The sequence below is a fragment of the Streptomyces sp. NBC_01233 genome (assembly GCF_035989305.1).
Lineage (GTDB): Bacteria > Actinomycetota > Actinomycetes > Streptomycetales > Streptomycetaceae > Streptomyces.
Map to the genome: position 1 here is coordinate 1727501 of NZ_CP108514.1, position 26999 is coordinate 1754499.

A 26999-nucleotide genomic window follows, 5' to 3' on the forward strand; every position below is an offset into this window, starting at 1 on the left:
GGCTCATCCTTCACCGCCGGAGCTTTCAACCCCCGCCCATGCAGGCAGGAGTGGTATCCGGTATTAGACCCCGTTTCCAGGGCTTGTCCCAGAGTGAAGGGCAGATTGCCCACGTGTTACTCACCCGTTCGCCACTAATCCACCCCGAAGGGCTTCATCGTTCGACTTGCATGTGTTAAGCACGCCGCCAGCGTTCGTCCTGAGCCAGGATCAAACTCTCCATGAATGTTTACCCGTAATCGGGTGCACACATCACTTAGAGCGGGCACGTCATGTCGGAATAAGACCGACGCGCCACAACGTCCTCGCTGTGTAATTGCCTGCCAGCACCCGAAGGCCCGACAGGTCTTTTTCAAAGGAACCTCATCCACCGAAGTGGACGGGGCATCAACTTCTGGCGTTGATTTTTGGCACGCTGTTGAGTTCTCAAGGAACGGACGCTTCCTTTGTACTCACCCGCAGCTACATTCGCTGGGGCTTTCCTCCGGGCTTTTCGTTCTGTGTTCTTGCGTTTCCGACTCTATCAGACTCTCTCGGGCCCGACTTCCTCGGTGCTTTCCAGTTCCTGCGCTTTCGCGCTTTCCCTTTCCGGCGATTCCGACTCTATCAGCGATTTCCCGGCCCCCCGACCACTCGCCGCATTACCGAAAAGGCATACGAAAAGACGGAAGGAGATCAAGATCGCTGATGAAGAGGAGGAGTCCCGTCCATCTGCCGTTCGCGAAAAGTTCACACGAGGCGTCCTGGCGGGAGTCACGACAGTACAGGCCCCGTGATGCCCAAGCAAATCGATTCAGGCGTATGGTCTAGTCCACTAGTCTCCGTGCCGAAGGGTCAGCCCGGACCGGGACATACATCGGGCGAACCCGAACATCAAGTGACATATCCTTCAGAAGAGTACGCCGTTCGCGACAGGCAGTGACGGCGACACGATGAGCCCCACCCCTGGGAGGCCCCCATGACCAGCGTGACGTCCCCACTTGCCGGGACCGCCATCGGACTCGCGGCAGTGCCCGATCCGGTGTTCTCCGGCGCGATGGTGGGACCGGGCACCGCTATTGATCCCGTGCGCGAGCCCTCGGAGGCGGTGTCCCCCGTCGACGGTGTGGTGGTCTCCCTGCACCCGCACGCGTACGTAGTAGTCGACAGCGAGGGCCACGGCGTACTCACGCACCTCGGGATCGACACGGTCCAGCTCAACGGCGAGGGCTTCGAGCTGCTCGTGAACAAGGGTGACACCGTGACCCGCGGCCAGGCCGTCATCCGCTGGAACCCCGCTGCGGTCGAGGCCGCCGGCAAATCGCCCATCTGCCCCGTCGTGGCGCTCGAGGCGACGGCCGATTCCCTCTCCGACGTCGTCGACTCCGGCGACGTGAAGGCTGACGACGCACTCTTCAGCTGGCAGTGACGTTTCCGCCCGTCATGGGCGAGTGAGTCGGACATCCACCGCGGCGGCTCGGACCGCCGCTCAATCGGAGACGGGTGAAATGGAGACAACGCTGCGAGGCGTCGGCGTGAGCCACGGTGTGGCGATCGGCGAGGTCCGGCACATGGGCACGGCGGTCCTGGAGCCGCCGGCCAAGCAGATCACCGCGGACGAGGCGGAGCGCGAGCAGGGGCGCGCCCGTCAGGCGGTGAGTGCTGTGGCGGCCGATCTGATCGCGCGTGGCCAGCTGGCCGGTGGAGAGGCCCAGCACGTGCTCGAGGCCCAGGCGATGATCGCCGAGGACCCTGAGCTGATGGCGGACGTCGACCGGCGGATCGCCGTCGGCAGCACGGCCGAGCGGGGCGTGTACGACGCGTTCGCCGCCTACCGCGATCTGCTCGCGGGGGCCGGCGAGTACATGGCCGGCCGGGTGGCCGACCTGGACGACGTGCGCAACCGCATCGTGGCGCGGCTGCTCGGTGTGCCGATGCCGGGTGTGCCCGACAGCGACGAGCCGTACGTGCTGATCGCGCGGGACCTGGCTCCTGCCGACACGGCGCTGCTGGACCCGACGCTCGTCCTCGGTTTCGTGACCGAGGAGGGCGGGCCGACCAGTCACAGCGCGATCCTGGCGCGGGCGCTGGGTGTGCCGGCGATCGTGGCGCTGCCGGGTGCCGGTGAGATCGCCGAAGGTACGCTCATCGCCGTCGACGGCAGCACCGGTGATCTGTTCGTCGAGCCCACCGCCGAGAAGCGTGCCGAGCTGGAGGCGGCGGCCGCCGAGCGCAGGGCTGCCCTCGCCGCCTCGTCGGGTCCGGGTGCGACCTCCGACGGTCACAAGGTGCCGCTGCTGGCCAATGTCGGCGGTCCCGCCGACGTGCCGGCGGCCGTCGAGGCGGGGGCGGAGGGTGTGGGTCTGTTCCGCACCGAGTTCCTGTTCCTGGACGACAGCAAGAAGGCCCCGTCCGAGGAGAAGCAGATCGAGTCCTACCGCAAGGTGCTCGAGGCGTTTCCCGAGGGCCGTGTCGTCGTGCGGGTGCTGGACGCCGGCGCCGACAAGCCGCTGGACTTCCTGACTCCGGCCGACGAGCCGAACCCGGCGCTCGGCGTCCGCGGGCTGCGCTCGCTGCTGGACCACCCGGACGTGCTGCGTACGCAGCTCACCGCGCTGGCCAAGGCGGCCGAGGGGCTGCCGGTCTACCTCGAGGTCATGGCCCCGATGGTCGCGGACCGCATCGATGCCAAGGCCTTCGCGGACGCCTGCCGCGAGGCGGGGCTCAAGGCGAAGTTCGGCGCGATGGTGGAGATCCCCTCCGCCGCGCTCCGGGCGCGCTCGATCCTGCAGGAGGTCGAGTTCCTGTCGCTGGGAACGAACGACCTCGCGCAGTACGCCTTCGCCGCGGACCGGCAGGTGGGTGCGGTGTCGCGGCTGCAGGACCCGTGGCAGCCGGCGCTGCTCGACCTCATCGCCATGTCGGCCGACGCGGCCAGGGCCGAGGGCAAGAGCTGCGGTGTCTGTGGTGAGGCCGCTTCGGACCCGCTGCTGGCCTGTGTGCTGACGGGTCTGGGTGTCACCTCCCTGTCGATGGGCGCCGCGTCGATTCCTTATGTGCGGGCGACGCTCGCGAAGTACACGCTCGCCCAGTGCGAGCGTGCTGCGGCGGCCGCCCGTGCGGCGGACAGCGCCGAGGAGGCCCGCGTGGCCGCGCAGGCGGTGCTCTCCGGCGAATAGGCCGGACGGGTCGTCACTCCCCGAGGGGCTCTCGCCGTGGGCGGGGGCCCCTCGGGCGTCTCCGGCCGGGCTAGTGGTGGGGGCCCGGGGTGTCCACGTCGTAGCCCGGGCAGTATTCGACGCCGGGTTCGGGGGCGACGGGCTCCCCCGTGTCGGCGTCCGTGCAGTAGGCGTTGAAGACGGACGCGGCCGAGAGTGCGACGAGGCGGCCGCGGTCCAGGCGCCAGCCGTGGACCCGGTCGCGGTGGCCCTCGGTGGTGCTCCGCACCACTAGTCCCCCGGGTCCGCCCTGGGCGAGCCCGGCGGCCAGGACGGTCACGAAGTCGAGGCCTTCGCGGCCCTCGATGCGGGGCGGCGCGTCCGGGTCCTCGGTGGTCTCGGCGTGGAGGACGGCGACGAGCTGTTCCGCTTCGGACGGGATGCTGCAGACGAAGTGGTGGTGGCCGGGTCCGGCTCCGGCGACGAGGCGTTTGAGCGCGTCGGAGGCGCGGTCGAAGGAGGCGTGGCCGATGTCCTCGCCGCAGTCCGCGCAGCGGCCGATTCCGGCGAGGAGGGTGGTGGCGTACTCCCAGGTGGCCTGGCGGACCGCCTCGTCGATGAGGAGCGGGACGATCTCTTCGACGGGCTGGCCGGTGTAGGGCAGGACGGCGCTGCTGCCGCCGAGCTCCGAGGTGAAGCGGGTGCGGGTCTCGGCCGTGTCGGGGTCGAGGTCGTGTTCCCCGCAGTACTCGGCGTACTCGTCGGGGTCGAAGAGGGCGACGGTGGTGTGGATGCCCCGGGCCGCGAGGGACCGGAGCAGGCCGTCGACGTGGCGGAGGTACTCGGCGTAGTCGGCGGGGTGGTCGAACGTGAAGCTGCGGTAGCCGCACATGGCCGCGAAGTCCCCGGCGTCGGCCAGCAGGCCGAGGGTGCTGGGAACTTCGCGGCGCAGCGTGCGGCGCCTGTTCGTGTCGTGGTCGTTCCTGCGTGGCATGGCTCCCCCTGAGTGATGCGATCTCCTGCTCACTCAGAGTAATCGTCGCCACTGACAGTGACGGCTCCTTCAGGTGCGGGTGCGGGCCAGCTCCACGTAGAAGTGGAGGAGGTCCAGGTTGTCCACGGAGCCCGGGTTGACCGCCTTGGCCAGGGGCGCGCCCTGGAGGAGGCGCTTGACCGGGACCTCGATGCGCTTGCCGGTGAGGGTGTGCGGAATGCCGGGGACCTCGATGATCTCGTCGGGGACGTGGCGCGGGGAGAGTTCCTCGCGGATCGTCGCCTTGATCCGGGCGCGCAGGTCCTCGTCGAGGGTGGCACCGGGGGTGAGGTGCACGAAGAGCGGCATCCAGTAGCCGCCGTTCGGCTCCTCCAGCCCGATGACCAGGGACTCCTTGATCTCGGGGAGCCGCTCGACGGCCTCGTAGATGTCGGCGGAGCCCATCCGGACGCCCTGGCGGTTGAGGGTGGAGTCGGAGCGGCCGTGGATGATCACCGAGCCGTGGTCGGTGATCGTGATCCAGTCCCCGTGACGCCAGACCCCCGGGAACATCTCGAAGTAGCTGTCGCGGTAGCGGCTGCCGTCGGGGTCGTTCCAGAAGTGGATCGGCATGGACGGCATGGGGTTGGTGACGACGAGCTCGCCGACCTCGCCGATGACGGGCTTGCCGGACGGGTCCCAGGCCTGCAGGTCGGTGCCGAGGCACGCGGCCTGGAGCTCGCCGATGTGGACGGGGAGCGTGGGGACCGCGCCCGCGAAGCAGCTGCACACGTCGGTGCCGCCGCTGACGGAGGCGATCCAGAGGTCCTCGGCCACCTCGTCGTGGAGCCAGCGGAAGCCGTCGGGCGGGAGCGGGGAGCCGGTGGTGGCCACGCACTTCACGGCGGAGAGGTCGAAGTCGCGTGCCGGGTGGACCTCGGCCTTGCGGCAGGCCATGACGTACGCGGCGGACGTGCCGTAGAGGGTGGCTTTCGTCCGCTCGGCGATGCGCCACTGGGCGCCCGTGTCGGGGTAGCCGGGACTGCCGTCGTAGAGGACGACCGTCGTACCGGTGAGCAGCCCGGAGACGAGGAAGTTCCACATCATCCAGCCGGTGGAGGTGTACCAGAAGAACCGGTCCTCCGGCCCGAGGTCGCAGTGCAGGCCGAGCTGCTTGAGGTGTTCGAGGAGGATGCCGCCCTGCGACTGGACGATGGCCTTGGGCAGGCCCGTCGTACCGGAGGAGTAGAGCACCCAGAGGGGGTGGTCGAAGGGGACCGGCTCGAAGACGGGCTTGGTGTCGCCCGAGGTCAGGGCGGACCAGTCGAGGGCGCCCTCGGGAGCGGGCGTGCCGAGGAGCGGGATGTGGACGACCGCGCGCAGGGAGGGGAGCTCGGCACGGAGCTCGGCGACGGCGTCGCGGCGGTCGTGCTGCTTGCCGCCGTAGCGGTAGCCGTCCACGGTGAACAGGACGACGGGCTCGACCTGCTGGAAGCGGTCGAGGACGCTGCGGGCGCCGAAGTCGGGGGCGCAGGAGGTCCAGACGCCGCCGACGGCGGCGGTGGCGAGGAGGGCGACGGTGGCCTCGGGGATGTTGGGGAGGTAGCCGCTGACCCGGTCGCCGGGGCGTACGCCGAGGGCGCGCAGTTCGGCGGCGAGCGAGCCGACCTGGCGGCGGAGCTCGGCCCAGCTCACCGGGGTGACCTCGTGGGTCTCGTCCACGTACAGCAGGGCGGCATCGCCGACGCGGGCCGGGTCCTCGGCGGCGCGCAGGGCGTGCTCGGCGTAGTTGAGGGTGGCTCCGGTGAACCACCGTGCGCCCGGCATGGAGCGGTCGGTGAGGACGGACTCGTACGGGGTGGTGAAGCGGACGTCGAACCATTCGGCGACGGCCTGCCAGAAGGTGTCGAGCTCGTCGACGGACCAGCGGTGCAGGGCGGGGTACCCCCCGTCGGCGGGGGCTCCGAAGCGGGTCGCGGCCCAGGCCTGGAAGGCGGTGACGCGGGCCGCCGCGATCCGGTCGGGGCCCGGCGCCCAGAGGGGTTCCGGCTGCGTGGCTGAGGTCATGGGTCGGCTCCCGGTCAAGTCTGCGGCTCGCGCTTCGTGTGCGTACGGTGCCATCGCGCGGGGGGTGTACGCGCGGCGGCTCACAGGGACGATGCCATGTGATCGAGCGCTGCACCAGGGCTGTCCTGGCCGGTCGGGTGACCTGCGGAGGGTGCCGCTGCCGGGTGAACGGCAGTTGAACGCAGTCCCCTCGGCCGGGGGCCGGTGGCAGGGTGAGCGACATGAACGGTCGTGATCTGGTGCGTGCGGTGAAGGACATCGGTACGGAGCGCGGACGGCGCGCCTGGCTTTCGGCCTGGCGTCACCGGCGCGCGGACACGGTGGGGCTCCCACGCCGGGGCGCGGAGCGGGCGCGCGTGCCGGGGCTGCTGACCGGTACGGAGCCCCGCCCGGGCGGGGGTGTACTGCGGTTCGCGCGCTCTGAGCTGCTGGTACGGGTCACGGTGGGCGGCGCGGTGTTCTGGGGCTGGGACGGGGCCGGGCCGACGCCCTCGTACGCGGTGGTGGGCGACGGCCCGGAGCCGGATCCGCGGGCCGTGCTGGAGCCGGACACCGGGGGCGGCTGGCGGGTGGTGTCGGAGCGGGTGACGGTGGCGGTGTCCCGGCACGGGGCGGTGGAGGTGCGCACCCCGGGCGGGACGGTGCTGCGGCGGGAGGCGCCGCCGCGGTGGTGGGAGCCGGTGCCGGCGCCCCTCGCCGGGGAGGCGACGGGTGGGGGCGGGGCGGCCGGGGCCGGGAGCGGCGGGCACGGGACGGCCGGGGACGGGGCCTCCGGGGACGGGGCGGTGGGGCAGGGAACGGGCACAAACGGGACCGGAGCGGTCGGGCACGGAACGGCCGCGGACCGGGCGGCCGGGGCCGGGAGCGGTGGGCAGGGAGCGGTGGGGCAGGGAACCGGCACAAACGGGACCGGAGCGCGCGGAGCCTTCGGGCACGGAACGGCCGCGGACGGCACGGCCTGGGCCGGAAACGGCGGAGACGGGACGGCCGGGGCCGGGAACAGCGGGCACGGGACGGCCGGGGTCGGGAACGGTGGGGGCGGGGCGGGCGGAGGCGGGGTCTCCGGGGGCGCCGCGGTCGCGGACGGGTCGGGTGGGCGCGGGGCGGGCCCGGGCCACGGGGGGCGGTGGGTGCAGCGCAGTGAGGTGGCGGCCGACGCCCGGTTCTTCGGGCTGGGCGGGCGGGCCGCGGGGCCGCGGCTGCGTGACGGGTCGTACCGGCTGTGGAACACGGACCCGAAGGGGGGCTTCGGGCCGGGTGTCGATCCGCTGTACCTGACGATGCCGGTGCAGATGGTGGTCGCGGACGCGGGGACGCATCTGGTGTTCCACGACAACACCTGGGACGGGCGGGTGGTGCTGCGGGAGGGCGAGGAGGGCGCGGGCTCGGGGGCGGACCGCCCCGGGGCGAGCGAACTGCGCATGGAGGGCGGGCCGCTGCGGTGCTGGGTGCTGGTGGGTACGCCGACGCGGGTGCTCCAGGGCTGGTCGGCCCTGACGGGCGCGGCCGCGGTGCCGCCGGAGTGGGCGCTGGGGTACCAGCACGCGCGGTGGGGGTTCGGGAGCGCGGCGGAGGTGCGGCGGGTGGTCGAGGGGTACGCGTCGCGCGGGCTCGCGCTGTCGGCCGTACACCTGGACATCGACCACTACGACGGGCACCGGGTGTTCACGGTGGACGACCGGACCTTCCCCGATCTGCCGGGGCTGGCACGGGAGTTGCAGGAGCGGGGGGTGCGGCTGGTCTCGATCGTGGATCCGGCGGTGAAGGCGGGGGACGCGGTGCACGTGTCCGGGCGTGCGGTGGGGGCGGCGGGCGCCTTCGTGCGGGACGCGCGGGGCGAGGAGGTGCGCGGCGAGGTGTGGCCGGGCGAGTGCGCGTACCCGGACTTCACGGATCCGGCGGTGCGGGAGTGGTGGGGCGGGCTGTACGAGGAGAGGCTCGCCCAGGGCTTCGCCGGTTTCTGGCACGACATGAACGAGCCGGTGTCCTTCGCCCCGTTCGGGGACGCCACGTTGCCGCGGTCGGCGCGGCACGCGATGGACGGGGCCGGCGGGGACCACCGCGAGGGGCACAACGTGTACGCGCTGGGGATGGCGCGGGCGGGGTGGGAGGGGCTGGTGCGGCTACGGCCCGCCGAGCGGCCGTTCCTGTTCTCCCGGTCGGGGTGGGCGGGCATGCAGCGGTACGGGGGCACGTGGTCGGGTGATGTGGAGACCAGCTGGGAGGGGCTGCGGGCCTCACTGGCACTGGTGTTGGGGCTCGGGCTGTGCGGGGTGCCGTATTCGGGCCCGGACGTGGGCGGCTTCGGCGGTTCTCCGTCGCCGGAGTTGTACGTGCGGTGGCTGCAACTGGGGGCGTACCTGCCGCTGTTCCGGACCCACTCGGCGATCTGGGCGGGACGGCGGGAGCCGTGGGAGTTCGGGCCCGAGGTGGCGGAGCAGGCGGCGGCGGTGATGGCGGAGCGGGAGCGGCTGCGGCCGTACTTCGTGACGCTGGCGCACCTGGCGCGGCGGACGGGTGCCCCGTACGTGCGGCCGGTGTGGTGGGGGACGCCGGAGGAGCGGCGGCTGCGGGACTGCGAGGACGCGTTCCTGCTGGGCGACGCGCTGCTGGTCGCCCCGGTGCTGGAGTGCGGGGCGGACCGGCGGGCGGTACGGCTGCCACGGGGCCGGTGGTACGACACCGCGACCGGGGCGGCGTACGAGGGCCCGGGCCAGATCCTGCTGGACGCCCCGCAGGGGCGGATCCCGGTGCTGGCCCGGGCGGGGGCCCTGCTGCCGGTGCGGGCCGCCTCCGGCGGCGGGGTGGAGCTGGAGGTCTGGGCGCCGGCGCGGGGGCGTACGGGGGGCGGGGTGGTGATCCGGGACCCGGGGCCCGGGTTCGAGACGGGCACGGTCGAGCGGTACACGGTGCGGTGGGCCGGGGATGCGGTGCTGGTGGAGGACGAGGCGGGGGTCGCGGTGGAGGGGGTGACCGTGCGGGGCCTGAAGCCGTAGAGGGCCTGAAGCCGTACGCGTCTTCATGGCCTGCCGTGCCACCCCGCCCGGAGCAGTGCGCAACCATTGGTTGCATATCGGCCGGAGGCGGGCTACGGTTACATGCAACCGAAGGTTGCGAAAGATGGAGGCGGTCATGGAGTACGGGAGCATCGAACGCGAGCTGCACATCGACGCCTCGCCCGAGGTGGTGTTCGAGGTGCTCAGCAGCCCCGAGCACATCCGGGACTGGTGGAGCGCCGAGACCGCGTTCGAGCCGACCGCCGGCGCGACGGCCAGCCTCACCTGGTCGGACGGGGACACGGGCCGGCACAAGTCCGCACCGTTCACGGTCGTGGCGGCCGACCCGCCACGGATGTTCTCGTTCCGCTGGACGTACGACGAGGCAGAGCTGGGGAGAGGGACAGCGGGTCCGGGCAACTCGCTGCTGGTGACCTTCGAGCTCGTCCCCACGGGAGGGGGAACCACGGTCCGCTTCCGCGAGACCGGCTACCGCGAGCGGGGTTGGGAGGCCGCCGTTCTCGAAGCCCACTACAACGACCACCGGCAGGGCTGGGACTTCTACCTGCCGCGCCTGGTCGCGACCGCCGAGTCGCTGGCGGCCGCGCGATGAGCACCGCGATCGACGACGACCTCTGGTCCGCGATAGGGGACCCGACCCGGCGCCGCATGATCGACCTGCTCCTGGCCGAGGGCCAGGGGACCGCGACGACGCTCAGTGCGCACCTGCCGGTGACCAGGCAGGCCGTGACCAAACACCTGGCCGTGCTCGACCGGGTCGGGCTCGTCCGGTACGCGCCCTCGGGACGGGAGAAGCGCTATCAGGTGGACGAGGCACAGCTGGCCCGTGCCGTGGCACAGCTGAACTCCGTCGGCGAGATGTGGGATGCCCGCCTGCGGCGCATCAAGAGCCTCGCCGAGGCGATCCAACGAGCCAAGAACACGGAGAAGTAGGGAGAACGAGATGGTGGACATCCTGCACCGGGTGGGAATCACGGCCACCCCGGAGAAGGTCTACGAGGCACTCACCACGGTCGAGGGTCTGGCCGCGTGGTGGACGACCGACACGAGCGGGAACGGCGACGGCTCCCTGCAGTTCCGGTTCGGCGACGTCGGCGGCTTCGACATGAAGGTTCTCGACCTGCAGCCGAACGCGCGGGTCCTGTGGGAGGTCGTCGACGGTCCGGCCGAGTGGGTCGGGACCACGGTGAGCTTCGAGCTGGCCCGGGAAGGCGAGTGGACGATCCTCATGTTCACGCACGCGGGGTGGCGCGAACCGGTCGAGTTCATGAACCACTGCAGCACCAAGTGGGCGATCTTCCTGATGAGCCTGAAGTCCCTGGTGGAGACGGGCACCGGCGCTCCGCATCCGCGCGACGTGCAGATCAGCAACTGGCACTGACGCCTCCTGTGGGACCCGGCCCCTGCGGCCCGGGCCGGCTGCGGCCGACCCGGGCCGCAGCGACGCGGCGAGGGGGCCGGCGGCCCTCGGACTCAGGCGTACTTCCCGGCGAACCAGGCGTCGGCCGCCTGGGTGTGGAGGGGGAAGGCCAGGGGGGACGGGGTGTGCAGGACGTGCCAGCCCGTGGTCTCGTCCGTCGGCTTCGAGGCGGGGAGGTCTGCGGCGCGGCGGGGCGGGAGGAGTCCGAAGAGGAGGAGGTGGCCCGCCGGGGAGCTCAGGGCGTCGGCCAGGGTGACCTCTGACGCCGGGGCCGTGATGCCGGTCTCCTCGCGGAGCTCGCGGACGACCGCGTCGCGCCAGTCCTCGCCGAAGTCGATGAAGCCGCCGGGGAGGGCGACCCCGCCGAGTGCCGGTTCGATGGTGCGGGTGATGACCACGAGGCCGGTGCCGTCAACGTCCTCGACGGGGAGGAGGGTGACGGCCACCGGGAGCGGGTTGCGGTAGGCGGTCGCCCCGCAGGCGGTGCAGGAGCGGGGCCACGCGTGGGTGGAGTAGGGCGCTCCGCAGGTGGAGCAGTGCGAGTCCTTCAGCTGTGCCGGCATCCGGCGATGGTATGCCAAGGGGTATGCGGATGACGGCTGTTGTGGGTGCGCTCGCGGTGCTGGCCGGCGGGGCGGCGGCGCCCTCCGGGTCCGGGCCCGGGTTCGTGGCGCTGCGCGAGGTGGATCCGAGCGTCCGGCAGGACATGCGGTACGCCGGTGCGCGGAATTTCACCGGTGGGGTGGTGGACGGGTACGAGGAGCCGGTGTGCCTGCTGGCCCGGCCCGCCGCCGAGGCGCTGCGGCGGGCGCAGCGGGGGTTGCTGCGGCGCGGGTACGCGCTGCGGGTGTACGACTGCTACCGGCCGCAGCGGGCGGTCGACCGGTTCGTGCGGTGGGCGCGGGAGGCGGACGGCCCGGACGACCGGGCGGCGAAGGCGGAATTCTATCCGCACGTGGAACGGAACCGGCTCATTCCGGAGGGGTACATCGCGGAGAAGTCCGGGCACAGCCGCGGGAGCACGCTCGATGTGACCCTGGAGGAACTGTCGGGCCGGCAGGTGGACATGGCGACGCCCTTCGACTTCTTCGATCCGCTCTCGCACACCGGTGATCCGCGGGTCACGGGTGCCGCACGCGCCCATCGGCAGTTGCTGAAGGGGGCGCTGGCCGAGCAGGGGTTCGTGAATCTTCCCGAGGAGTGGTGGCACTTCACGTACAAGCCGGAGGCGTATCCGGACACGTATTTCGATTTCCCCGTCGCTGTCGCCTCCGTCCGCCCGTGAGTACCGTGCCCGCATGACTTTCAGCTCGTACGAGGAATTCTGGCCGTACTACGTCGCGATGCACTCCCGGGCCGCCACCCGCTGGATCCATCTCACCGGCACGCTCACCGGGCTCGCACTGAGCGTCTACGGGGTGGCGCGGGGCCGCAAGCGCTACCTCGCCGCGCTCCCGCTGATCGGTTACGGGACCGCCTGGCCGGCGCACTTCCTCATCGAGGGGAACAATCCGGCCAGCTTCGGCCATCCCGGATGGTCGCTGCGCGGGGACGCGCGGATGATCCGGATGATGCTGGCCGGGCGGGACGCGGAGCTGGGCGAGATCGCCCGGAAGTGGCTCGCCGAGAACCCGTGCCAGGGGTGCCCTCCCGTGACAGACTTCTGACGAACCGTCAGACGTCTGGCTAGGGAGGGGTCATGGCACGCACACGCACACCCGTCGTGAAGGGGTGGTTCACCGAGGACGGTCCGGACGGCGGCTTCCGGCTGCTCGGCACCCGCTGCTCGGCCTGCACCGCGGTGTTCTTCCCGCGCGAGGACGCGTACTGCCGCAATCCGCACTGCCCGGGGGACGGCGAGCTCACCGAGGTGCCGCTGTCCCCGCGGGGCCGGGTCTGGTCCTGCACCGACGGGCGCTACCGGCCGCCCGCGCCGTACGTGTCCGACCCCGGCGTGCCCTGGGAGCCGTACACGCTGGTCGCGGTGGAACTGGAAGCCGAGGGGATGGTCGTGCTGGGGCAGGCGGTGCCCGGGGTGGGGGTCGCCGATCTGGCGGTCGGGACGGAGGTCGAGGTGGTGGGCGGCGTACTGAACGAGGACGCCGAAACCGTCTGGACCACCTGGCGGTTCAAGCCGGTGGGAGGGGCCTCATGAGCACCGACATCGCCGTCCTCGGAGCCGGAATGCACCCCTGGGGCAAATGGGGCCGCAGCTTCGTCGAGTACGGCCGGGCCGCCGCGCGGGCGGCGCTCGCGGACGCCGGACTGGACTGGACGGACGTGCAGTCGATCGTCGGCGCCGACACCGTGCGCTCGGGCTACCCGGGCTACGTGGCCGGCGCCACCTTCGCGCAGGCCCTCGGCTGGCAGGGCGCACGGGTGACCAGCGTGTACGCGGCCTGCGCCTCCGGGGCACAGGCGATCGGAGCGGCCCGCGCGCAGATCCTGGCGGGCCTGGCCGACGTGGTCCTCGTGGTGGGTGCGGATGCGGCTCCCAAGGGGTTCTTCGCCCCGGCGGGCGGCGACCGGCCGGACGATCCGGACTGGCTGCGGTTCCGCGTGCTGGGCGCCACCAACCCGGCGTACTTCGCGCTGTACGCCCGGCGCCGGATGGCCGTCTACGGGGACACCCCGGAGGACTTCGCCCAGGTCAAGGTGAAGAACGCGGCTGCAGGGGTGCTCAACCCGCACGCCCGCTACCGCAAGGGAGTGAGCGCCGAGGAGGTCGCGGCCTCGGCGGTCGTCGCCGATCCGCTCCGGCTGCTCGACATCTGCGCCACCTCCGACGGGGGCGCCGCGCTGGTGCTGGGCAGCATGGACTTCGCGCGTTCGCGCGGGGTGGCCGATCCGGTGAGGATCCGCGCGGTGTCCACGGTGACGCCCACGTATCCGCGGACGGTGCTGGACCTGCCGGACATCGCGACCGACTCTGCGGTGGCCGTGGATCCGGCGGCCGGATCCTTCCGGTCGTCGATCGCGCGCGCCGCGTACGAGGAGGCGGGGCTGGGCCCGGACGAGCTCTCGCTCGCCGAGGTGTACGACCTGTCCACCGCCCTCGAACTGGAGTGGTACGAGGACATCGGGCTGTGCGGGGAGGGCGAGGGGGCGAAGCTCGTCCGGGAGGGCGCGACCTCGCTGGGCGGCCGGATCCCGGTCAACACCAGTGGCGGGCTGGCCTCCTTCGGGGAGGCGGTGCCGGCGCAGGCCATCGCGCAGGTGTGCGAACTGACGTGGCAGCTGCGCGGGACGGCCGGGGGCCGGCAGGTGCCGGGGGCGAGGGCCGGGATCACGGCCAATCAGGGGCTGTTCGGGCACGGATCGGCCGTCGTCGCCGTGCGCTGAACAGCTCGTGCTGTCCGAACGCTTGACGGCCCCCTGCGGCAGGTTCACACTCGCTCCACAGTCCCGCGCCGCGACCGGGACCCCGAACCCCCCGTGAGAGCTGCGGCCCGTACCCCAGTCGGCGGGGGTACGGGTCGCCTCCATGTCGGGCCCGTCGTGCGGGCGCCGGTCCCGGGCCCCTCGTGCGGGCGCCGTGCGACCCCTGTGCGGGCCGCCCGTCAGGCCCCCGCGGACAGGCTCCGGCGCCGCTCGCGCGCCAGGGACATCGCGTGTTCCACGACCCCCACCAGCACGTCCTTCACGGATTCCCGGTCCCGTGCATCGCACAGCAGCACCGGTACCCCGGGGTCGAGGTCGAGTGCCGTCCGTACGGTCACCACCGGGTGCCGGTCGGCGCCGTCGAAGCAGTTGACGACGACCACGAACGGGATCCCGCGCCGCTCGAAGTAGTCGACGGCAGCGAAGCAGTCGGCGAGGCGGCGGGTGTCGGCGAGGACCACGGCGCCGAGCGCGCCCTGGGCCAGCTCGTCCCACAGGAACCAGAAGCGGTCCTGCCCGGGCGTGCCGAACAGGTACAGCACCAGGTCCTCGCGGAGCGTGATGCGCCCGAAGTCCATGGCCACGGTCGTGGTGTTCTTGCCCTCCACTCCCCCGGTGTCGTCGACACCGACGCCCGGCTCGGAGAGCCGTTCCTCGGTCCGCAGCGGTCTGATCTCGCTCACTGCACTGACCAGGGTGGTCTTGCCCACCCCGAAGCCGCCCGCGACCAGGATCTTCAAGGTCAGCGGCTCGACCGGCGACACCGCGTGCATGGCACCGGTGCGGCTAAAGCGCCCGAAGGCCATCGATCACCTCACGCAGAATGGATTCATCGGGCAGTTCGGCCGGTGGTACCGGCCGGGTCACATGGACCAGTTCCTCGTCGACCAGGTCGCCGATGAGGACGCGTACGACCCCGACCGCGAGGTCGAGGTCGGCCGCGAGTTCGGCGACCGACTGCGGCCGGCCCCGGCACAGCCCGAGGATGTGGGCGTGTTCCGGGGAGAGGGTCATGTCCCAGACCGGATCGTCGGCCGCCGCTTCGGCGACGACGAGCGCGATCAGGTCGAGGCGGTGCTGACCCGCGTGGCTGGTCCGGCCGCGGGTCATGGCGTACGGGCGTACGACGGGACCCGCGTCGTCGTCGAACCAGTGCGCGTGGTCGGGGCCGTCGGCCGACAGGTCGACGGGAAAGCCGATACCGGCGGCGATGTCGGTGTCGGTGGAGTGGTCCTGGCCTGAATCGCTCATGCCGTACGACTCACCCTCCGGCTGGCAGCCCGGTGCGCGGGGCGGTCGCCAGGTGGTCGCCCACTCGCTTGACCATCAGCGTCATCTCGTACGCGACCTGCCCGACGTCGGAGTCCGCGTCGGCCAGCACGGCCAGGCAGCTGCCGTCGCCCGCGGCCATGACGAAGAGGAAGGCCTCGTCGAGTTCGACCACGGTCTGGCGGACCCGGCCGGAGTCGAAGTGCCGGCCGACGCCCTTGGCCAGGCTGTGGAAACCGGAGGCCACGGCCGCCAGGTGCTCGCTGTCCTCGCGGGTCAGGTCCTTGGAGCTGCCGGTGGGCAGGCCGTCGCCGGAGAGGACCACCGCCTTGCGGATGGAGCCGACCCTGTCGACGAGCTCGTCGAGGAGCCAGTTGAGCGGGCCGGAGCCGCGGCCCCTGGTGTCGTTGCCGGTCTGCGGTGCGGTCATCGACCGTCCCCTTCGTTCTCGTATCCGGGACCGCCGGCGGCGGATGTGCCTGCCTCGGTCTCGGACTGATGCGGTGCGTGCTGGTTGCGGCCCGCCGTCCAGCCACGCTGGAGTGCGGACATGCGCGTACGTACGTCTTCCGCGTCGCGGTCGGCCACCTGGCCAGTGGCGGCTTCGGCGGGTGCGGCGGACTGGGCCTTCTTGAGCTGGGGTGCCAGGCTGGCCTGGCGGACCCGGCGGGGCAGCCCGCCGGTGCCCGGGCCGGGTGCGGGGTCCTTGTCACCGGATCCGGCCGTGGGGGCGGCGGTGGGCTGCGGGACCGCCGACACCGGGCGCTCCACCCGGCGGCCGTGATCGGCGACCAGGGTCGGGGCGGGGCGGCGGCGCGGCAGCGGTACGGCTCCCGGGGTGCGGGGGGCGTCGGGTCGCGAGGCCTCCGCGCGCTGGGTCTCCAACCGGACGGGGCCGGTGGGGGCGAGCGATTCGCGGTCGCGGTCGTTCTTGCGGGCGCCGTTGCGCTCGGTGTGCCGGTCGGTGTGCGGCCGGTCCGCCGGGCGCAGGCCCAGCAGGGCGCTGCGCGGGGTGCCGTTCGGCGGGGTCTCGTCGTCGAGGGTGGCCATGACGGGGCGGCCGGCGGCGCCGGTGCGACCCGCGATCCCGGCGGTGGCGCCGTCCAGGACGGCGGGGTCGTCGAGCGGGTCCAGGCCGCGGTCGACGAGCGGGGCCTCCAGCTCGACCGGGCCGCGCAGTTCGGCGGCGGGCAGCGGGCGGCCGGACGGGGCGCGCTCCACGGCGACGGGCGCGGGCCGCTCGGACGTCGTCCGGCCGGTGTGGCCGGCATGGGCGGGCGAGGCGGCCCGTACGGACTTGGCGGCCGCCCGGGCGCCTTCGAGGCGCATGCCGTTGCCGTTGGTCTCGGGGGCCTCGGTGAGCAGGGCCACGGGGAGGAAGACCACCGCGGTGGTGCCCCCGTACGGGCTGGGCTGGAGGACGACCTTGACGCTGTGGCGCTGCGCGAGGCGGCTGACGACGAACAGGCCGAGGCGGTCGGTGTCGGAGAGTTCGAACTCGGGGGTCTCGGCGAGCCGGAGGTTCGCGTCGAGCAGGGCTTCCGGGGTCATGCCGAGGCCGCGGTCGTGGATCTCCAGGGTGAAGCCGTTGGCCACGCGCTCGCCGTGCACCTGTACCGCGGTGTGCGGCGGGGAGAACACCGTGGCGTTCTCGAGGAGTTCGGCGATGAGGTGGGTGATGTCGGCGACGGCGGGGCCGACGATGCCCAGGCGCGTGAGGCGGCGCACCTCTATGCGCTCGTAGTCCTCGACCTCGGCGACGGCGGCCCGTACGACGTCCATCAGCTGGACGGGCTTGCGCCACTGGCGGGAGGGCGCGGCGCCGGAGAGGATCACGAGGCCCTCGGCGTGGCGGCGCATGCGGGTGGTCATGTGGTCGAGGCGGAAGAGGTCGGCGAGTTCCTCGGTGTCCTCGGTACGGCGTTCCATGGTGTCGAGGAGCGTCAGCTGGCGGTGCAGGAGCACCTGGTTGCGGCGGGCCAGGTTGACGAACACCTCGGAGACACCGCGCCGCAGGTCCGCCTGCTTGACGGCGGCCTCGACGGCGGCGCGCTGGAGGGTGTTGAGGGCCTGGCCGACCTGGCCGACCTCGTCCTTCTCGTATTCGAGGTGGGGCGCCTCGGTCTCCACGTCAACCGGCTCGCCGGCGGCGAGGCGGCGCATCACGCTGGGCAGCCGGACGCCGGAGGCCTCGTGGGCCTCCTTGCGCAGCCGGGACAGGTCGCGGACGAGGTCGCGGCCGATGCGGACGGAGAGGACCAGGGACACGATGAGGGCGATGAAGCCGAGCACACCGGCGGCGGCGGCCTGGATCATGACGTCCATGGCGACGGGTTCGATGCGCTGCTGGTAGCGGTCGCCCGCGGCCGTGTTCATGGCCGCCAGGTCTTCGAGGACCTTGGCCGCGGCCTCGTCCCACTGGGCGGGGGTGACGCTGCGCGGCTTGTTGACGGCGCCGCCTGCGATGAACCGTTCCTCGGCATCGCGCAGGGGCTTGGTCTGAACGTCCTTCCAGTAACTCTCGAAGCGTTCCCGGTCGTCGGCGGGGAGGGTCACGAGGTTGAAGTCGTAGAGCAGCGTGCGGTTGGCGGCGAAGTCGGAGACGTGGCGCACGTCGGGTGCGGTGACGTTGCGCGCGGCGAGGGCGGAGGCGATGACGGCGTCCTCGCGGGAGAGCAGCTCACGGGCGCGGCTGATGCCGATGAGGGCGCGGCCCTCCTTGTCGACCTCCACGTTGTCCAGGCCGTGGAGGTTCATGAGGAAGTCGTAGCAGGGGTCGACCAGCCGGTTGTAGAGCTCCAGGGCCTGGGTGGGGTCCAGGGCGTTCTGGTCGACGGAGCGGCGCATGGCACCGATGCCCTGGAAGGCGCCGACGATGGAGCGCAGGCGCTGGGCGCTCTGCGAGCTCAGCTCGTCGATGACCTTGGCGTCGCGTGCGCTGACGCTGATCTGCTCGACGGCCTCGTCGGTTTCGGCGCGGCGCTTGGTGAGTTCGGCGGTGGCCGTGGCGGCCCGCGGGTCGCCGAGGACGACGAGGGTCTGGCGCCGTTCCTTCTGGATGACGCGGACGACGTCCTCGACGGGGTAGCCGACCTTGTCGATCACGTAGGCCACGTCGAAGAGTTGGATCGCCTGACGGCCGGTGATGACCGTGGCGAAGCCCCAGAGGGCCGTCAGGGAGACGAGCGGCACAAGGAGCAACGCCACGATCTTCCGGCGGATGGACTTCCCGCGAAAGCGCATGGCCTCCCCAGCCTCCCCCAGGTCAACCCCGTTACCGGGGGTCGGTGTTCAGTCATTTAAACGGCGTGAGCCTACTACTGCTCTGGAGTAGGTTCGAAGGCGTGTCCGGACGTTTTCGGCCGGACCCCCGGACGAAGATCACCAGTTGTCCGACATTTCCGGTCAAGAGCAGCCCGATATGCGGCAGATGACACTTGGTGGGGCGTCAGTTCCTGCAACCTGATGGATGGCTGGAATTGTTCGTTCCGCGATCATCGGGGCGCGTGGAGGCATCCGCGATTCGGGAATCTCTCGGTGCCGCCGGACGTCTGTCTGTTCGAGGGCCACGTCGGGGGTAGATGTGGTGGGTAGGCATGGCGGACCGCGGCGTGGGGAGTGAGCGGACCATGAGCAGTGACGAGCGCGGCGGGGCGGTTTCGGACGCGTACGCCGGAGCGGCGGGGCGGGGGCTGTGGGTGGAGGAGCCGGCCCGCCGGCGCCGGATGCCCGATCCGGTGCGGACTTCCGCGGTGCGGGCGGTGTTGATCGTGGCCGTGACCCTGACCCAGGCGGCGATCACGTTCTTCCTGACCCTGACCGGCTCCTGGCTGGCCCTGCCGATGTCGCTCGGCGCGATGGCGGGGACGATCGTGGCCACGTGGGGCGTGCTGGACGTGTGGATCACCCGGCAGACGTGGAACCAGCGCTACGGGGTCCTCTCGGAGCCGAGCAGCACGGCGCGCAGCCGCCGCCGTGAGGCCCGCAGGGCCGCCCGGGCCGCCCGCGAGGCCGCCCCGGGCCGAATACCCCGGGACGACGGCCCCCTCACGGCCTTCGGCCGCTCCGCCTCCCCCTGACGGCGGACCGGTCCCTGCTCGCCTGCGGCGGGCACGGCGGGGCCGGCCGACGTCACCTGCCGGGCGCGGCTGCCGCACGCGGCCCGACGGACGGGGTCCGGCGCAGCGGCCGAAGCCCGTGAGGCGCCCGCGCGCCGAGCGGCGCGAGGCGGGCGTCAGGACGGCTGGCGGGCGTCAGGAAGTGTGGCGTGCGTCAGGAGACACCGCTGCGGCGGAACATGCGGGTGGCGGTGATCTCGCCGTGGATGGTCTCCTCCTCCGGGGACTGCTGCGGCAGGCCCGGGCGCAGGTGTTCCTCGACGCTGATGTACTTCAGGCCCGCCCGCAGGTCCGCGTCGTTGCGCAGCCGGATCACCAGCGGGAACTCGGCGAGGGCCGTGGTGTCGAACAGGCCCGTCGTGTACAGCAGCTGGACGCCGAGCGCGTCGGAGACGGCCCGCTGGAGCTCCAGCAGGTACGTGGCGTTCGCGCGGCCGATCGGGTTGTCGAGGAACAGCGTGCCCGCGTGGCGGTGCTTGTCGCGGCCGCGGTCGTTGCTGCGCAGCGCCGCCATCGTGCAGTAGAGGGCGATCGCGGCGGTGAGCAGCTGCCCGCCGGAGAAGACGTCCCCCATCTGGCCGACGGGGACGCGTTCGGCGCGCAGCACCGCGTCCGGCTTGAGGATCTCCACGGAGATGCCCTTGGGTTCGAGGGCCGCCTGGACGCCCCTCAGCAGCAGGGACATGCCGTCGCGGCGGCCCTCGCCGAAGGAGGCGGTGCTGTTCTTCTTCACGGCCGCGCGGGTGGCCTCGTCGATGACCTCGCCGAGCCGTTCCGTGAGCGTGGCCTGGTCCGGCTCCTCGAAGCGGATCCGCAGGAACTCCTGGCCCGACCATTCGCCCAGGCCCTCCGGCAGCTGGGAGAGGCGCTGCGCGGAGCGGAGCGTGGCCAGGGCCGATTCGACGAGGCCGCGCAGGCGGTCGACGATGCTGTCGCGGTTGCGCTCCAGCTGCGCCAGTTCATCGGTGAGGACGCGCAGCCGGGGGGCGAAGGCCGCCGCCCAGGCTGCCGCGTGCTCGGGCAGGGCCGCGGCGGGCAGTTCCCGGATCTGTTGGCGCGCGGGGGTGCGTACCTGCTCGTAGCGGGTGGCGTTGGCGTGCCGGACCAGGATGTCGCTCGCCTCGCGCACCGCGGACTCGGCGGCCGACAGGTCGGCCGCGCAGCCGCGCAGGGAGCGTCGGGCCTCGGTGGCCGACTGGCGGGCCTCCTCCAGGGTGCCCGGGTGGGGCACCGGCTCCTGCTCGTCCTCGGCGTGCGCGTGATCGCGCAGGAGGTCGCGGAGCAGGGCCGCGGTCTCGTCGAAGCCGCCGGCGCCGTCCTCGGCCGTGCGGTGGGCCCGCAGCAGGTCCGCGTGGGCGGCGCGGGCGCTCTCCACGGCCGCGGTGTGGGCGGCGAGCTGGGCGGTGGCCGTACGGAGCAGGGCCTGGGCCTGCTCGACGTCCCCGGGGACGAGCTCCTCGGGCAGTTCGGTGTGCGCCTCGCCCTCGGCGGGGGCGTGCCGCTCGGCCTCGCCGCGCAGCCGGCCGAGCTGCTCGCTGGCGGTGGACGCGCGGGTCTCCAGCATCTGGACGAGGGACTCGGCGCGGGCGGCGGCGGCCTGCCGGGAGGGGCCGTCGGCGCCGTCGGTGCCTTCGAGGAGCTGGGCGGCGCGGGTACGGACCTTGTTGGTGAGGCGGTCGAGTGCGGCGAGGGCGGCGCTCTCGTCGCTCTCGGCGCGGGCCTGTTCGGCGCGCAGGTCGGCGCCGACGCCCACCTTCTCGTAGAGCTGGGAGGCCGCGCGGTAGGCCTCGCGGAGGTCCGGGAGGGGCACCCGCGGGCCGTCCCCGTCCCCGTCGGGCAGCCGGTCGGGGGCGCCGGCGATCTCGGCGCGCTCGGCGCGCAGGGCGCGGGCGGTGCGGCGGGCGTCGTCGGCCGCGCGCTGGGCGGCGCGGCGGTCCTCGTCGGCGGCGCGGGCCCGGTCCAGGCAGACCTCGGCGCGGGCCTCGGACTCGGCGGCCTCGTCGGCGAGTTCGCGGAGCCTGGCCTGCCAGCCGGCCCGCTCGCGCAGGCGGAAGGCGAGGCCGGCGAGGGCGTCGGCGACGCGGCGGGCGCGCTGGGCGGTGTCCTGGCGCTCTTCACGGACGCGGGCGGCGTCGGCGGCGGCCTCGGCGGCCTCGGCGCGTACGGTACGGGCCTCCGCGAGCTCGGCGTCGGTCTCCTCGGCGAACGCCCGGGCAGCCGCGGCCTGTTCGGCGAGTTCGGCGAGGCGGCCGGGCGGGCAGCCGGTGCGCCAGGAGGCGAGGCGGGCGGCGAGTTCGCGGTCACCGGAGAGGCGGGCGGCGAGTTCGCGGATCTCGGTGTCACGGGCTCCGGCGCGGGTGCGCAGCGCCTGGCGCTCCTCGTCGGCGGCGTGCTCGTCGTGCATGGCCGGGTTCGGCGGTACGAGGAACACCCCGGAGTCGGCCGCGTCGCCGGCCGGCGGCAGCGGGGCCAGCAGCGCGGCGGCCGTACCGACGGCGACGGTGGACCGGGGCAGCAGGGCGGCGCCGGAGAGGACCTCGCGGGCCCGGCCGTGCGTGTCGGGGTCGGTGATGACGACGCCGTCGACGAGTTCGGGACGGGCGGCGAGGACGGCGGCGTGGTCGGCGGGGTCCACGGACTGGGCGAGGTAGCGCCAACCGGGCAGGGCGGGGATGCCGTGCTCGCCGAGGTACTCGACGGTGGCGAGGACGTCGGGGCCGGGCGGCAGGAGGCCGCCGTCGCCGAGCGCGCCGAGGATGCGGGAGTCGTCGGCGGCGGCGGTGCGGAGCTCGAACAGTTGGCGTTCGGCCGAGGCGACCCCGTCGGTGAGCAGGTGCCGGAGGTCGTCGGCGTTCCGGTCGAGGTCCGCGACCGTGAGTCCCTCGCCGGCGGCGGTTGCGGTGTGGCCCGGCTCCGGGGTGTCGGAGCCGGTGCCTGCGCCGGTCGGCGTACCGCTGCGCGGGCGCGGGAAGGCCGGGGCGTGGGCGGAGGGCAGGCCGAGGAGCTCGGCGAGACGGGGCGCGGCGGCGAGGGAGGCCGCCGCCCGGTGCTCGGCGTCGTGGGCGGCCTCGGCGGCGTCGGCGGCGTCCGCCGCACGGGCGGCGGTGAGCTCGGCGCGGGATTCCGCGGCGGCTGCCTCGCGGGCGGCTTCGGCGGCCGCGCGGGCGGCCTCCCGGGCCTCGTCCCAGGCGGCCACGGCGGTCTTCTCGGCGTCGGTGGCGGCGAGGGCCGCGCGCGCCGGGTCGGCGTCGGGGGCGGAGTCGTCGAGCCAGCCGGCGCGGACGGCCTCGGCGGTCTCCTGCTGGACCTCGGCGAGGCGCGAGCGGAGGTGCTCGGCCTCGCTGCGGGCCCGCTGGGCGGCCGTGGCGGCGGCGGTGGCGTCGCGGTGGGAGTCCTCGCCGGTGGCCTGGAGGGCGGCGGAGCGCTCCTCCTCCTCGTTGGCGAGCCGTTCGCCGTGCTCGGCGGCGGTGTGCAGGGCCCGTACGAGCTCGCCGGCGGCCGTGGCACGTGCGGCGAGCGCGGGGGCGGCGTCCCGCTCGGCCTCGCGGATCGCGGCGGCGACGCGGGCGGAACGGTCGGCGGCTGCGCGGTGGCGGAGCACGATCTCGGCGGCCTGCCACGCGGAGTGCAGCGTGCGGGCTTCGAGGAGTTCGCGGCGCTGGGCGGCAGCGGCCTTGTCGGCGACGGTCAGGGCCAGCGAGGCGTGCCGGTAGGCGAGTTCGGCGGAGACGGCGGCGCTGCGGGCGCGGGCGGAGTCGGCGGCGGTGACCTGGTGGGCGGCGCCGGTGACCTGCTGGGCGAGGTCGGCGGCGCGGCCGCGTTCCTCGGCGGCGCGGGCGGACAGCCGCCGGGCGAGGGTGCGCGTACGGCGTTCCGCGCCCGCGTGGACGTCGCGCAGGCGGGAGCGGGTCCCGGCGGCCTCGACGATCTTGGTGAGCAGGTCCACCGAGCCGGCGGTGAAGTCGCGTTCGGCCATGAGCTCGGCGCGGCGGCCGAGCTTGTTGCCGAAGCCGTGGACGAGGTCGGCGAGGCCGTCGGTGTCGCGGGTGTCGGTGACGGCGCGCAGCAGGAGGTCGGTGAAGTCGGAGTCCTTCTTCACCGCGAACAGGCCGGCCGCCTCGCCCTCGTCGGCGTTCATCTCGCGCTGGTAGCGGAAGAGTTCGGGGTCGAGGCCGAGTTCGGTGAGGTGCTCGTTCCAGCGGTCATGGATCTCCTCGAAGTACACCTCGAGGTGCGGGTAGGCCTTGCCGGCCTCGGTGAGGGCGTCGCGGAAGCCCTTCATGGTGCGGCGGCGGCCCTGGGCGCCGGAGGCGCCTTCGACGGGCGCGCGCACGGCGGTGGCCTCGGCGACGGGCAGGTTGTCCAGGCCGAGGCCCGGGCCGGGACGGAAGGAGTACCAGGCCTCGGCGAACTTGCGGGGGTCGTTGGAGACCTGGCGGCCGCGCCACTCGCTGACCTTGCCGACGACCACGCACTCGCCGGTCTGGGTGTGCTGCCACTCCAGGGCCACGTGGCCGCAGTCGTCGGCGAGCAGGAACTTGCGCAGGACGCCGGAGCTCGCGCCGCCGAGGGTGTTGCGGTGGCCGGGCAGCATCACGGAGAAGATCAGCTTGAGGAGGACGGACTTGCCGCCGCCGTTCTCCAGGAAGAGCACGCCGGCGGGCGCGGGTCGGCGCGGCGGGCCGGTGGGCTCGTCCTCGAAGAACTCCGCCTGGGCCGGCGCCGGGTGGGGCACCGGCTCGCCGACTCCGCGCAGGTCGAGCACGGTGTCGGCGTAGCGCGCGCCGGCGGGCCCGATGGAGTAGAGGCGGATCCGGGACAGCTCGTACATGGCGGCGGACTCTCGTGGTGTCTGGTGACGCAGGGCGTACGGAGGACGGGTGGCTCAGGCGTGGAACGGGAGCCCGGCGTCGGCGGCCAGGTCCAGGTCGTCGCCCTCGGGCGGCGGCAGCAGGGTGGGGGAGCCGTCGGAGACGGGGACCACGCCGAGTTCCAGGAGTTCGGCCATGGCCGCACTGCCCGCCATGTCGCGGACCTGGAGCTGGTAGCGGGGGGTGGTGCGGTACGTGCCACCGGACTCGTCGCCGGTGCGCTGCAGGAAACCGGAATCGGTGAGGAAGGCGGCGGCCTTGCCGACGATGCCGGTGGTGGAGCCGGCCAGGCGGCGGGCGTCCTTGGTGGCGCCGGTCGCGCTGCGGCGGGCGTAGACGCGCCAGGCGGCCTCCAGGCCGGGGGCGTCGGAGGCCGGGTCGGTGTTCTCACCGGTCTCCTCGGCGCGCTCCTCCAGACGCCGGCAGGTCTGCCGGACGAAGGAGTCGACGCCGTTGACGGTGATGCGGCCGATGTAGCCGTCGTCGGCGAGGTCCTCGGGGCGGGGGAAGGCGAGGGCGGCGACGGCGAGGTGGGCCAGGCCGTGCAGGAACCGGTCGGCGGAGTCGGCGGCGGTGCGGCGGGCGTAGTCGCCCATCCGGACGGCGAAGACGGAGTCCTCCCCGGCGGCAACGGCCATGCCCGCGCGCGGGGACACCTCCAGGACGACGAGGCCGAGGCCGGTGGCGACGGCGTCGGCGAGGCGGCCGAAGCCGGGGTCCTCGCGGTAGCGGCGGAGCAGCTCCGCGTACTCGGCGTCACGGGCGGGGAGCAGCTTGGGCTGCAGCCCGAAGGCGACGAGCCGGGCCGCGTCGGCGGCGTCGGCAGGGGTCACCGCCGGGTTCGCGGCCGCGACGGGGGTGGCGGGAGCCGCGGGCTCGCTCCACGCGGGGTGCTCGGCGTGGTGGTCGCTCACGGGTACGTCTCCTCGGCGGTGCGGGTCGTTCGGGCGGTACGGGTGCTGCGGGCCGCGCGGGCGGTCGTGCAGGTACGGGTGCACGCCGGTGCGGCGGCTTCGGCGGCGGTCGGGTCCTGTCCGGCGGGGACAGGCCCCCGCGCCCCGGGTCGGGCCCGGCCCGACGCCCACGTGGGCGCGGGGCGACCCGACATGTTCAGTCTCGCCGGGGCTGAATGTGCGACGGCTGTCATGACGCCTCCGCGCGGTCGGCGGCCATGCCGGCGGCGTCGAGGAGGGCGGTGCCGACGATGAGGTCGGCGCCGCCGAACTGGGGGTCGTCGAGCTGCGTGCCGTCGTCCACCGCGAAGAGCAGGCGCTCCTCCCCCTGCCGGTACGCCGTGCCCACCGCCGGGCTCGCCGCGTGGACGGCCAGCAGGGCCACCAGGTACGGCAGGTCCGCATCGCTGCGCCGGGCCTCCGCGAGGAGCCCCGACAGCCGCCGCGGTGCGTCGTGCGGGAGGTCCAGGAGCTGCATCGCGGCGGCGAGCTGCTCCTCGCTGAAGCGGCTGTCGTCCGGGGTGGCGATGAGGTCCGGTTCGGGCATCTCCGCGCCGAGGTGCTCGCGCTCCACGGGCGGGGTGAGCAGGATCTCGACCAGGTCGGCCACGCGCACCGAGACCGGCGTGCGCAGCCCCGCCCCGGACGCGAAGAAGGCGTCGGTCACCCGGCTCGCCTGCTCCAGGGGCAGCGGCAGGAGCGGGGCCACGAGCTGGCCGTACAGGTCGATGCCGGAGCGCGGCGCCGGAGCGGCGAAGGCCTGGCGGTCCTGCTCGGCGCGGAACAGCGGGCCCGCGTCCAGCAGCCGGGACTGGAGCTGGGTGTGGCGGCGGATGCAGTCCTTGACGATGTCGACGAGCTCGGCGGCACGGCGCTTGCTCTCCGGCTCCTCGGCCTCGTCGCGCGCCTTGCGGATGTTGGTCAGGATCGCGTTCTCGTGGCGGTAGCGGTCCGCGACGTGGTCGAGGGCCTCGGCGATCATGTCGGGCACGGCCTGCAGCCAGTCCACCGCCCGGACGTTGCGCCGGGTCGCGTCCAGCGTGCGGCGCAGGGTCTCGGCGTACTGGACGGTCCGGTAGCGGGCCTGCTCGGCGGCCAGCTGGGCGTCCGCCAGCCGCCCGCGGCTGATCAGCACCTCCAGTTTGACCTCGGCGGCGATCTGGGCGCTGGTGACGTCGGTGTCGAGGGCGCCGACCAGGACGTTGACGGCCTCGTCGGTGGTGCGCAGGTAGACGGCTCCGCCGTAGCCCGGGACCTCCTCGATCAGCTTGAAGTCGTAGTCCCGGCGGACGTAGACCCCGTCCGGGCCGAAAGTGCCGTAGATCGCGCGGAAGCCGCGGTCGACGCTGCCGACGTTGATCAGGTTCTCCAGCACCCAGCGGGCCACCCGCTCGTGCTCGGCCGCCGGGCGCTGCGGGGCCTGGGCCGCGATGCGCGGCAGCAGTCTGGCCACTATCTGCTCGTGGTCGGCGCCCGTGTCGAAGTCCATGTTGAGCGTGATCAGGTCGATCGCGGCCAGCGCGACCTCCGCCATCGCGTAGACCCCGTACTCGCCCGCCAGATTGGCCTTGCGTACGTCGAGGTCGTGCAGCGGGGCGGTGCAGGCGAGGGCGCGCAGCCGCCGGGCCAGGCCCTCGTCGGCGGCCGGGCCCGGCGCCGGGGACGGGAGGGTCTTCGCCGGGGCTGGGAGAGTCACGGACAAAGACTAGGCGCTGTTGCTGACAACATCCCAAACGGCACGGTTCGGCCGGATCGTCCCCGGCCGAACCGCGGGACGCCTGCTCTACGCTCAG

General features: G+C 73.3%; 21 protein-coding genes and 1 rRNA gene (1 of these 22 cut by a window edge). 11 read left to right on the forward strand and 11 right to left on the reverse strand.

The features are described 5' to 3' along the window. A 16S ribosomal RNA gene (locus OG332_RS07855) occupies positions 1–226 on the reverse strand; it reaches 1299 nt to the left of the window's first position. Positions 227–958: 732 nt separating this feature from the next. Here OG332_RS07855 and OG332_RS07860 point away from each other — a divergent pair. Both OG332_RS07860 and ptsP read left to right on the forward strand, forming a co-directional pair. After that, the gene (locus OG332_RS07860; protein ID WP_327412765.1) at positions 959–1408 is read left to right on the forward strand and encodes a PTS sugar transporter subunit IIA; all 450 of its coding nucleotides are present in this window, start codon (positions 959–961) and stop codon (positions 1406–1408) included. Positions 1409–1487: 79 nt separating this feature from the next. Then, entirely contained in the window at positions 1488–3158 is a 1671-nt protein-coding gene (gene ptsP, locus OG332_RS07865) for a phosphoenolpyruvate--protein phosphotransferase (RefSeq protein ID WP_327412766.1), read from the forward strand. A gap of 70 nt (positions 3159–3228) precedes the next feature. Here ptsP and OG332_RS07870 read toward each other — a convergent pair whose 3' ends face one another. Both OG332_RS07870 and OG332_RS07875 read right to left on the reverse strand, forming a co-directional pair. Beyond that, positions 3229–4131 (reverse strand): hypothetical protein, encoded by a 903-nt coding sequence (locus OG332_RS07870; protein WP_327412767.1) that lies wholly within the window; start codon positions 4129–4131, stop codon positions 3229–3231. Positions 4132–4200: 69 nt separating this feature from the next. Further along, on the reverse strand, positions 4201–6177 hold the full coding sequence (locus OG332_RS07875) for an acetoacetate--CoA ligase (protein ID WP_327412768.1): 1977 nt from the start codon (positions 6175–6177) through the stop codon (positions 4201–4203). A gap of 221 nt (positions 6178–6398) precedes the next feature. Here OG332_RS07875 and OG332_RS07880 point away from each other — a divergent pair, with 221 nt between their 5' ends. The 4 genes from OG332_RS07880 to OG332_RS07895 all read left to right on the forward strand — a co-directional run bounded on the left by OG332_RS07880 (position 6399) and on the right by OG332_RS07895 (position 10575). After that, positions 6399–9173, forward strand: a complete 2775-nt coding sequence (locus OG332_RS07880; protein WP_327412769.1) for a glycoside hydrolase family 31 protein — start codon at positions 6399–6401, stop codon at positions 9171–9173. 136 nt (positions 9174–9309) lie between these two features. Continuing rightward, on the forward strand, positions 9310–9786 hold the full coding sequence (locus OG332_RS07885) for an SRPBCC domain-containing protein (RefSeq protein WP_327412770.1): 477 nt from the start codon (positions 9310–9312) through the stop codon (positions 9784–9786). Further along, positions 9783–10127 carry an ArsR/SmtB family transcription factor gene (locus OG332_RS07890; protein ID WP_327412771.1) on the forward strand — a complete coding sequence of 115 codons (345 nt, stop codon included), beginning with the start codon at positions 9783–9785 and terminating at the stop codon, positions 10125–10127. The genes OG332_RS07885 and OG332_RS07890 overlap by 4 nt, the downstream gene beginning before the upstream one ends. Before the next feature lie 10 nt (positions 10128–10137). Continuing rightward, on the forward strand, positions 10138–10575 hold the full coding sequence (locus tag OG332_RS07895) for an SRPBCC family protein (protein ID WP_327412772.1): 438 nt from the start codon (positions 10138–10140) through the stop codon (positions 10573–10575). Positions 10576–10667: 92 nt separating this feature from the next. Here OG332_RS07895 and OG332_RS07900 read toward each other — a convergent pair whose 3' ends face one another. After that, positions 10668–11177 carry an NUDIX domain-containing protein gene (locus tag OG332_RS07900; protein WP_327412773.1) on the reverse strand — a complete coding sequence of 170 codons (510 nt, stop codon included), beginning with the start codon at positions 11175–11177 and terminating at the stop codon, positions 10668–10670. Positions 11178–11206: 29 nt separating this feature from the next. On the opposite strand from OG332_RS07900, the gene OG332_RS07905 reads away from it, so the two are divergent. From OG332_RS07905 to OG332_RS07920, 4 genes are read left to right on the forward strand one after another with little or no spacing between them, the layout of a single operon-like run. After that, the gene (locus OG332_RS07905) at positions 11207–11899 is read left to right on the forward strand and encodes a M15 family metallopeptidase (RefSeq protein ID WP_327412774.1); all 693 of its coding nucleotides are present in this window, start codon (positions 11207–11209) and stop codon (positions 11897–11899) included. A 13-nt stretch (positions 11900–11912) separates the two neighbouring features. Next, positions 11913–12281, forward strand: a complete 369-nt coding sequence (locus tag OG332_RS07910) for a DUF962 domain-containing protein (protein ID WP_327412775.1) — start codon at positions 11913–11915, stop codon at positions 12279–12281. 32 nt (positions 12282–12313) lie between these two features. After that, positions 12314–12769 (forward strand): Zn-ribbon domain-containing OB-fold protein, encoded by a 456-nt coding sequence (locus OG332_RS07915; protein WP_327412776.1) that lies wholly within the window; start codon positions 12314–12316, stop codon positions 12767–12769. Beyond that, positions 12766–13956, forward strand: a complete 1191-nt coding sequence (locus tag OG332_RS07920; protein WP_327412777.1) for a lipid-transfer protein — start codon at positions 12766–12768, stop codon at positions 13954–13956. The genes OG332_RS07915 and OG332_RS07920 overlap by 4 nt, the downstream gene beginning before the upstream one ends. A gap of 218 nt (positions 13957–14174) precedes the next feature. Here the strand turns inward: OG332_RS07920 and OG332_RS07925 are convergent, their stop codons facing one another. The 4 genes from OG332_RS07925 to OG332_RS07940 all read right to left on the reverse strand — a co-directional run bounded on the left by OG332_RS07925 (position 14175) and on the right by OG332_RS07940 (position 18507). Continuing rightward, entirely contained in the window at positions 14175–14801 is a 627-nt protein-coding gene (locus OG332_RS07925; protein WP_327412778.1) for a GTP-binding protein, read from the reverse strand. Further along, the gene (locus OG332_RS07930; protein ID WP_327419141.1) at positions 14782–15177 is read right to left on the reverse strand and encodes a DUF742 domain-containing protein; all 396 of its coding nucleotides are present in this window, start codon (positions 15175–15177) and stop codon (positions 14782–14784) included. The genes OG332_RS07925 and OG332_RS07930 overlap by 20 nt, the downstream gene beginning before the upstream one ends. Positions 15178–15256: 79 nt before the next feature. Next, entirely contained in the window at positions 15257–15694 is a 438-nt protein-coding gene (locus OG332_RS07935) for a roadblock/LC7 domain-containing protein (RefSeq protein ID WP_030016314.1), read from the reverse strand. Continuing rightward, positions 15691–18507 (reverse strand): sensor histidine kinase, encoded by a 2817-nt coding sequence (locus tag OG332_RS07940; protein ID WP_327412779.1) that lies wholly within the window; start codon positions 18505–18507, stop codon positions 15691–15693. Before OG332_RS07940 ends, OG332_RS07935 begins: the two co-directional genes overlap by 4 nt. Positions 18508–18893: 386 nt before the next feature. Between OG332_RS07940 and OG332_RS07945 the strand changes: the two genes are divergently transcribed. Then, complete coding sequence (locus OG332_RS07945; RefSeq protein WP_327412780.1) at positions 18894–19343, forward strand: hypothetical protein; 450 nt, start codon at positions 18894–18896, stop codon at positions 19341–19343. A 193-nt stretch (positions 19344–19536) separates the two neighbouring features. Here the strand turns inward: OG332_RS07945 and OG332_RS07950 are convergent, their stop codons facing one another. The 3 genes from OG332_RS07950 to OG332_RS07960 form a co-directional block, all read right to left on the reverse strand. Continuing rightward, on the reverse strand, positions 19537–24213 hold the full coding sequence (locus OG332_RS07950) for a hypothetical protein (RefSeq protein WP_327412781.1): 4677 nt from the start codon (positions 24211–24213) through the stop codon (positions 19537–19539). Between the two features lie 54 nt (positions 24214–24267). Further along, positions 24268–25167, reverse strand: coding sequence for a hypothetical protein (locus OG332_RS07955; protein ID WP_327412782.1), 900 nt, complete (start codon positions 25165–25167; stop codon positions 24268–24270). Positions 25168–25396: 229 nt separating this feature from the next. Continuing rightward, a complete protein-coding gene (locus OG332_RS07960) occupies positions 25397–26902 on the reverse strand; it encodes a hypothetical protein (protein ID WP_327412783.1) in 1506 nt (501 codons plus the stop codon). Positions 26903–26999 lie beyond the last annotated feature (97 nt).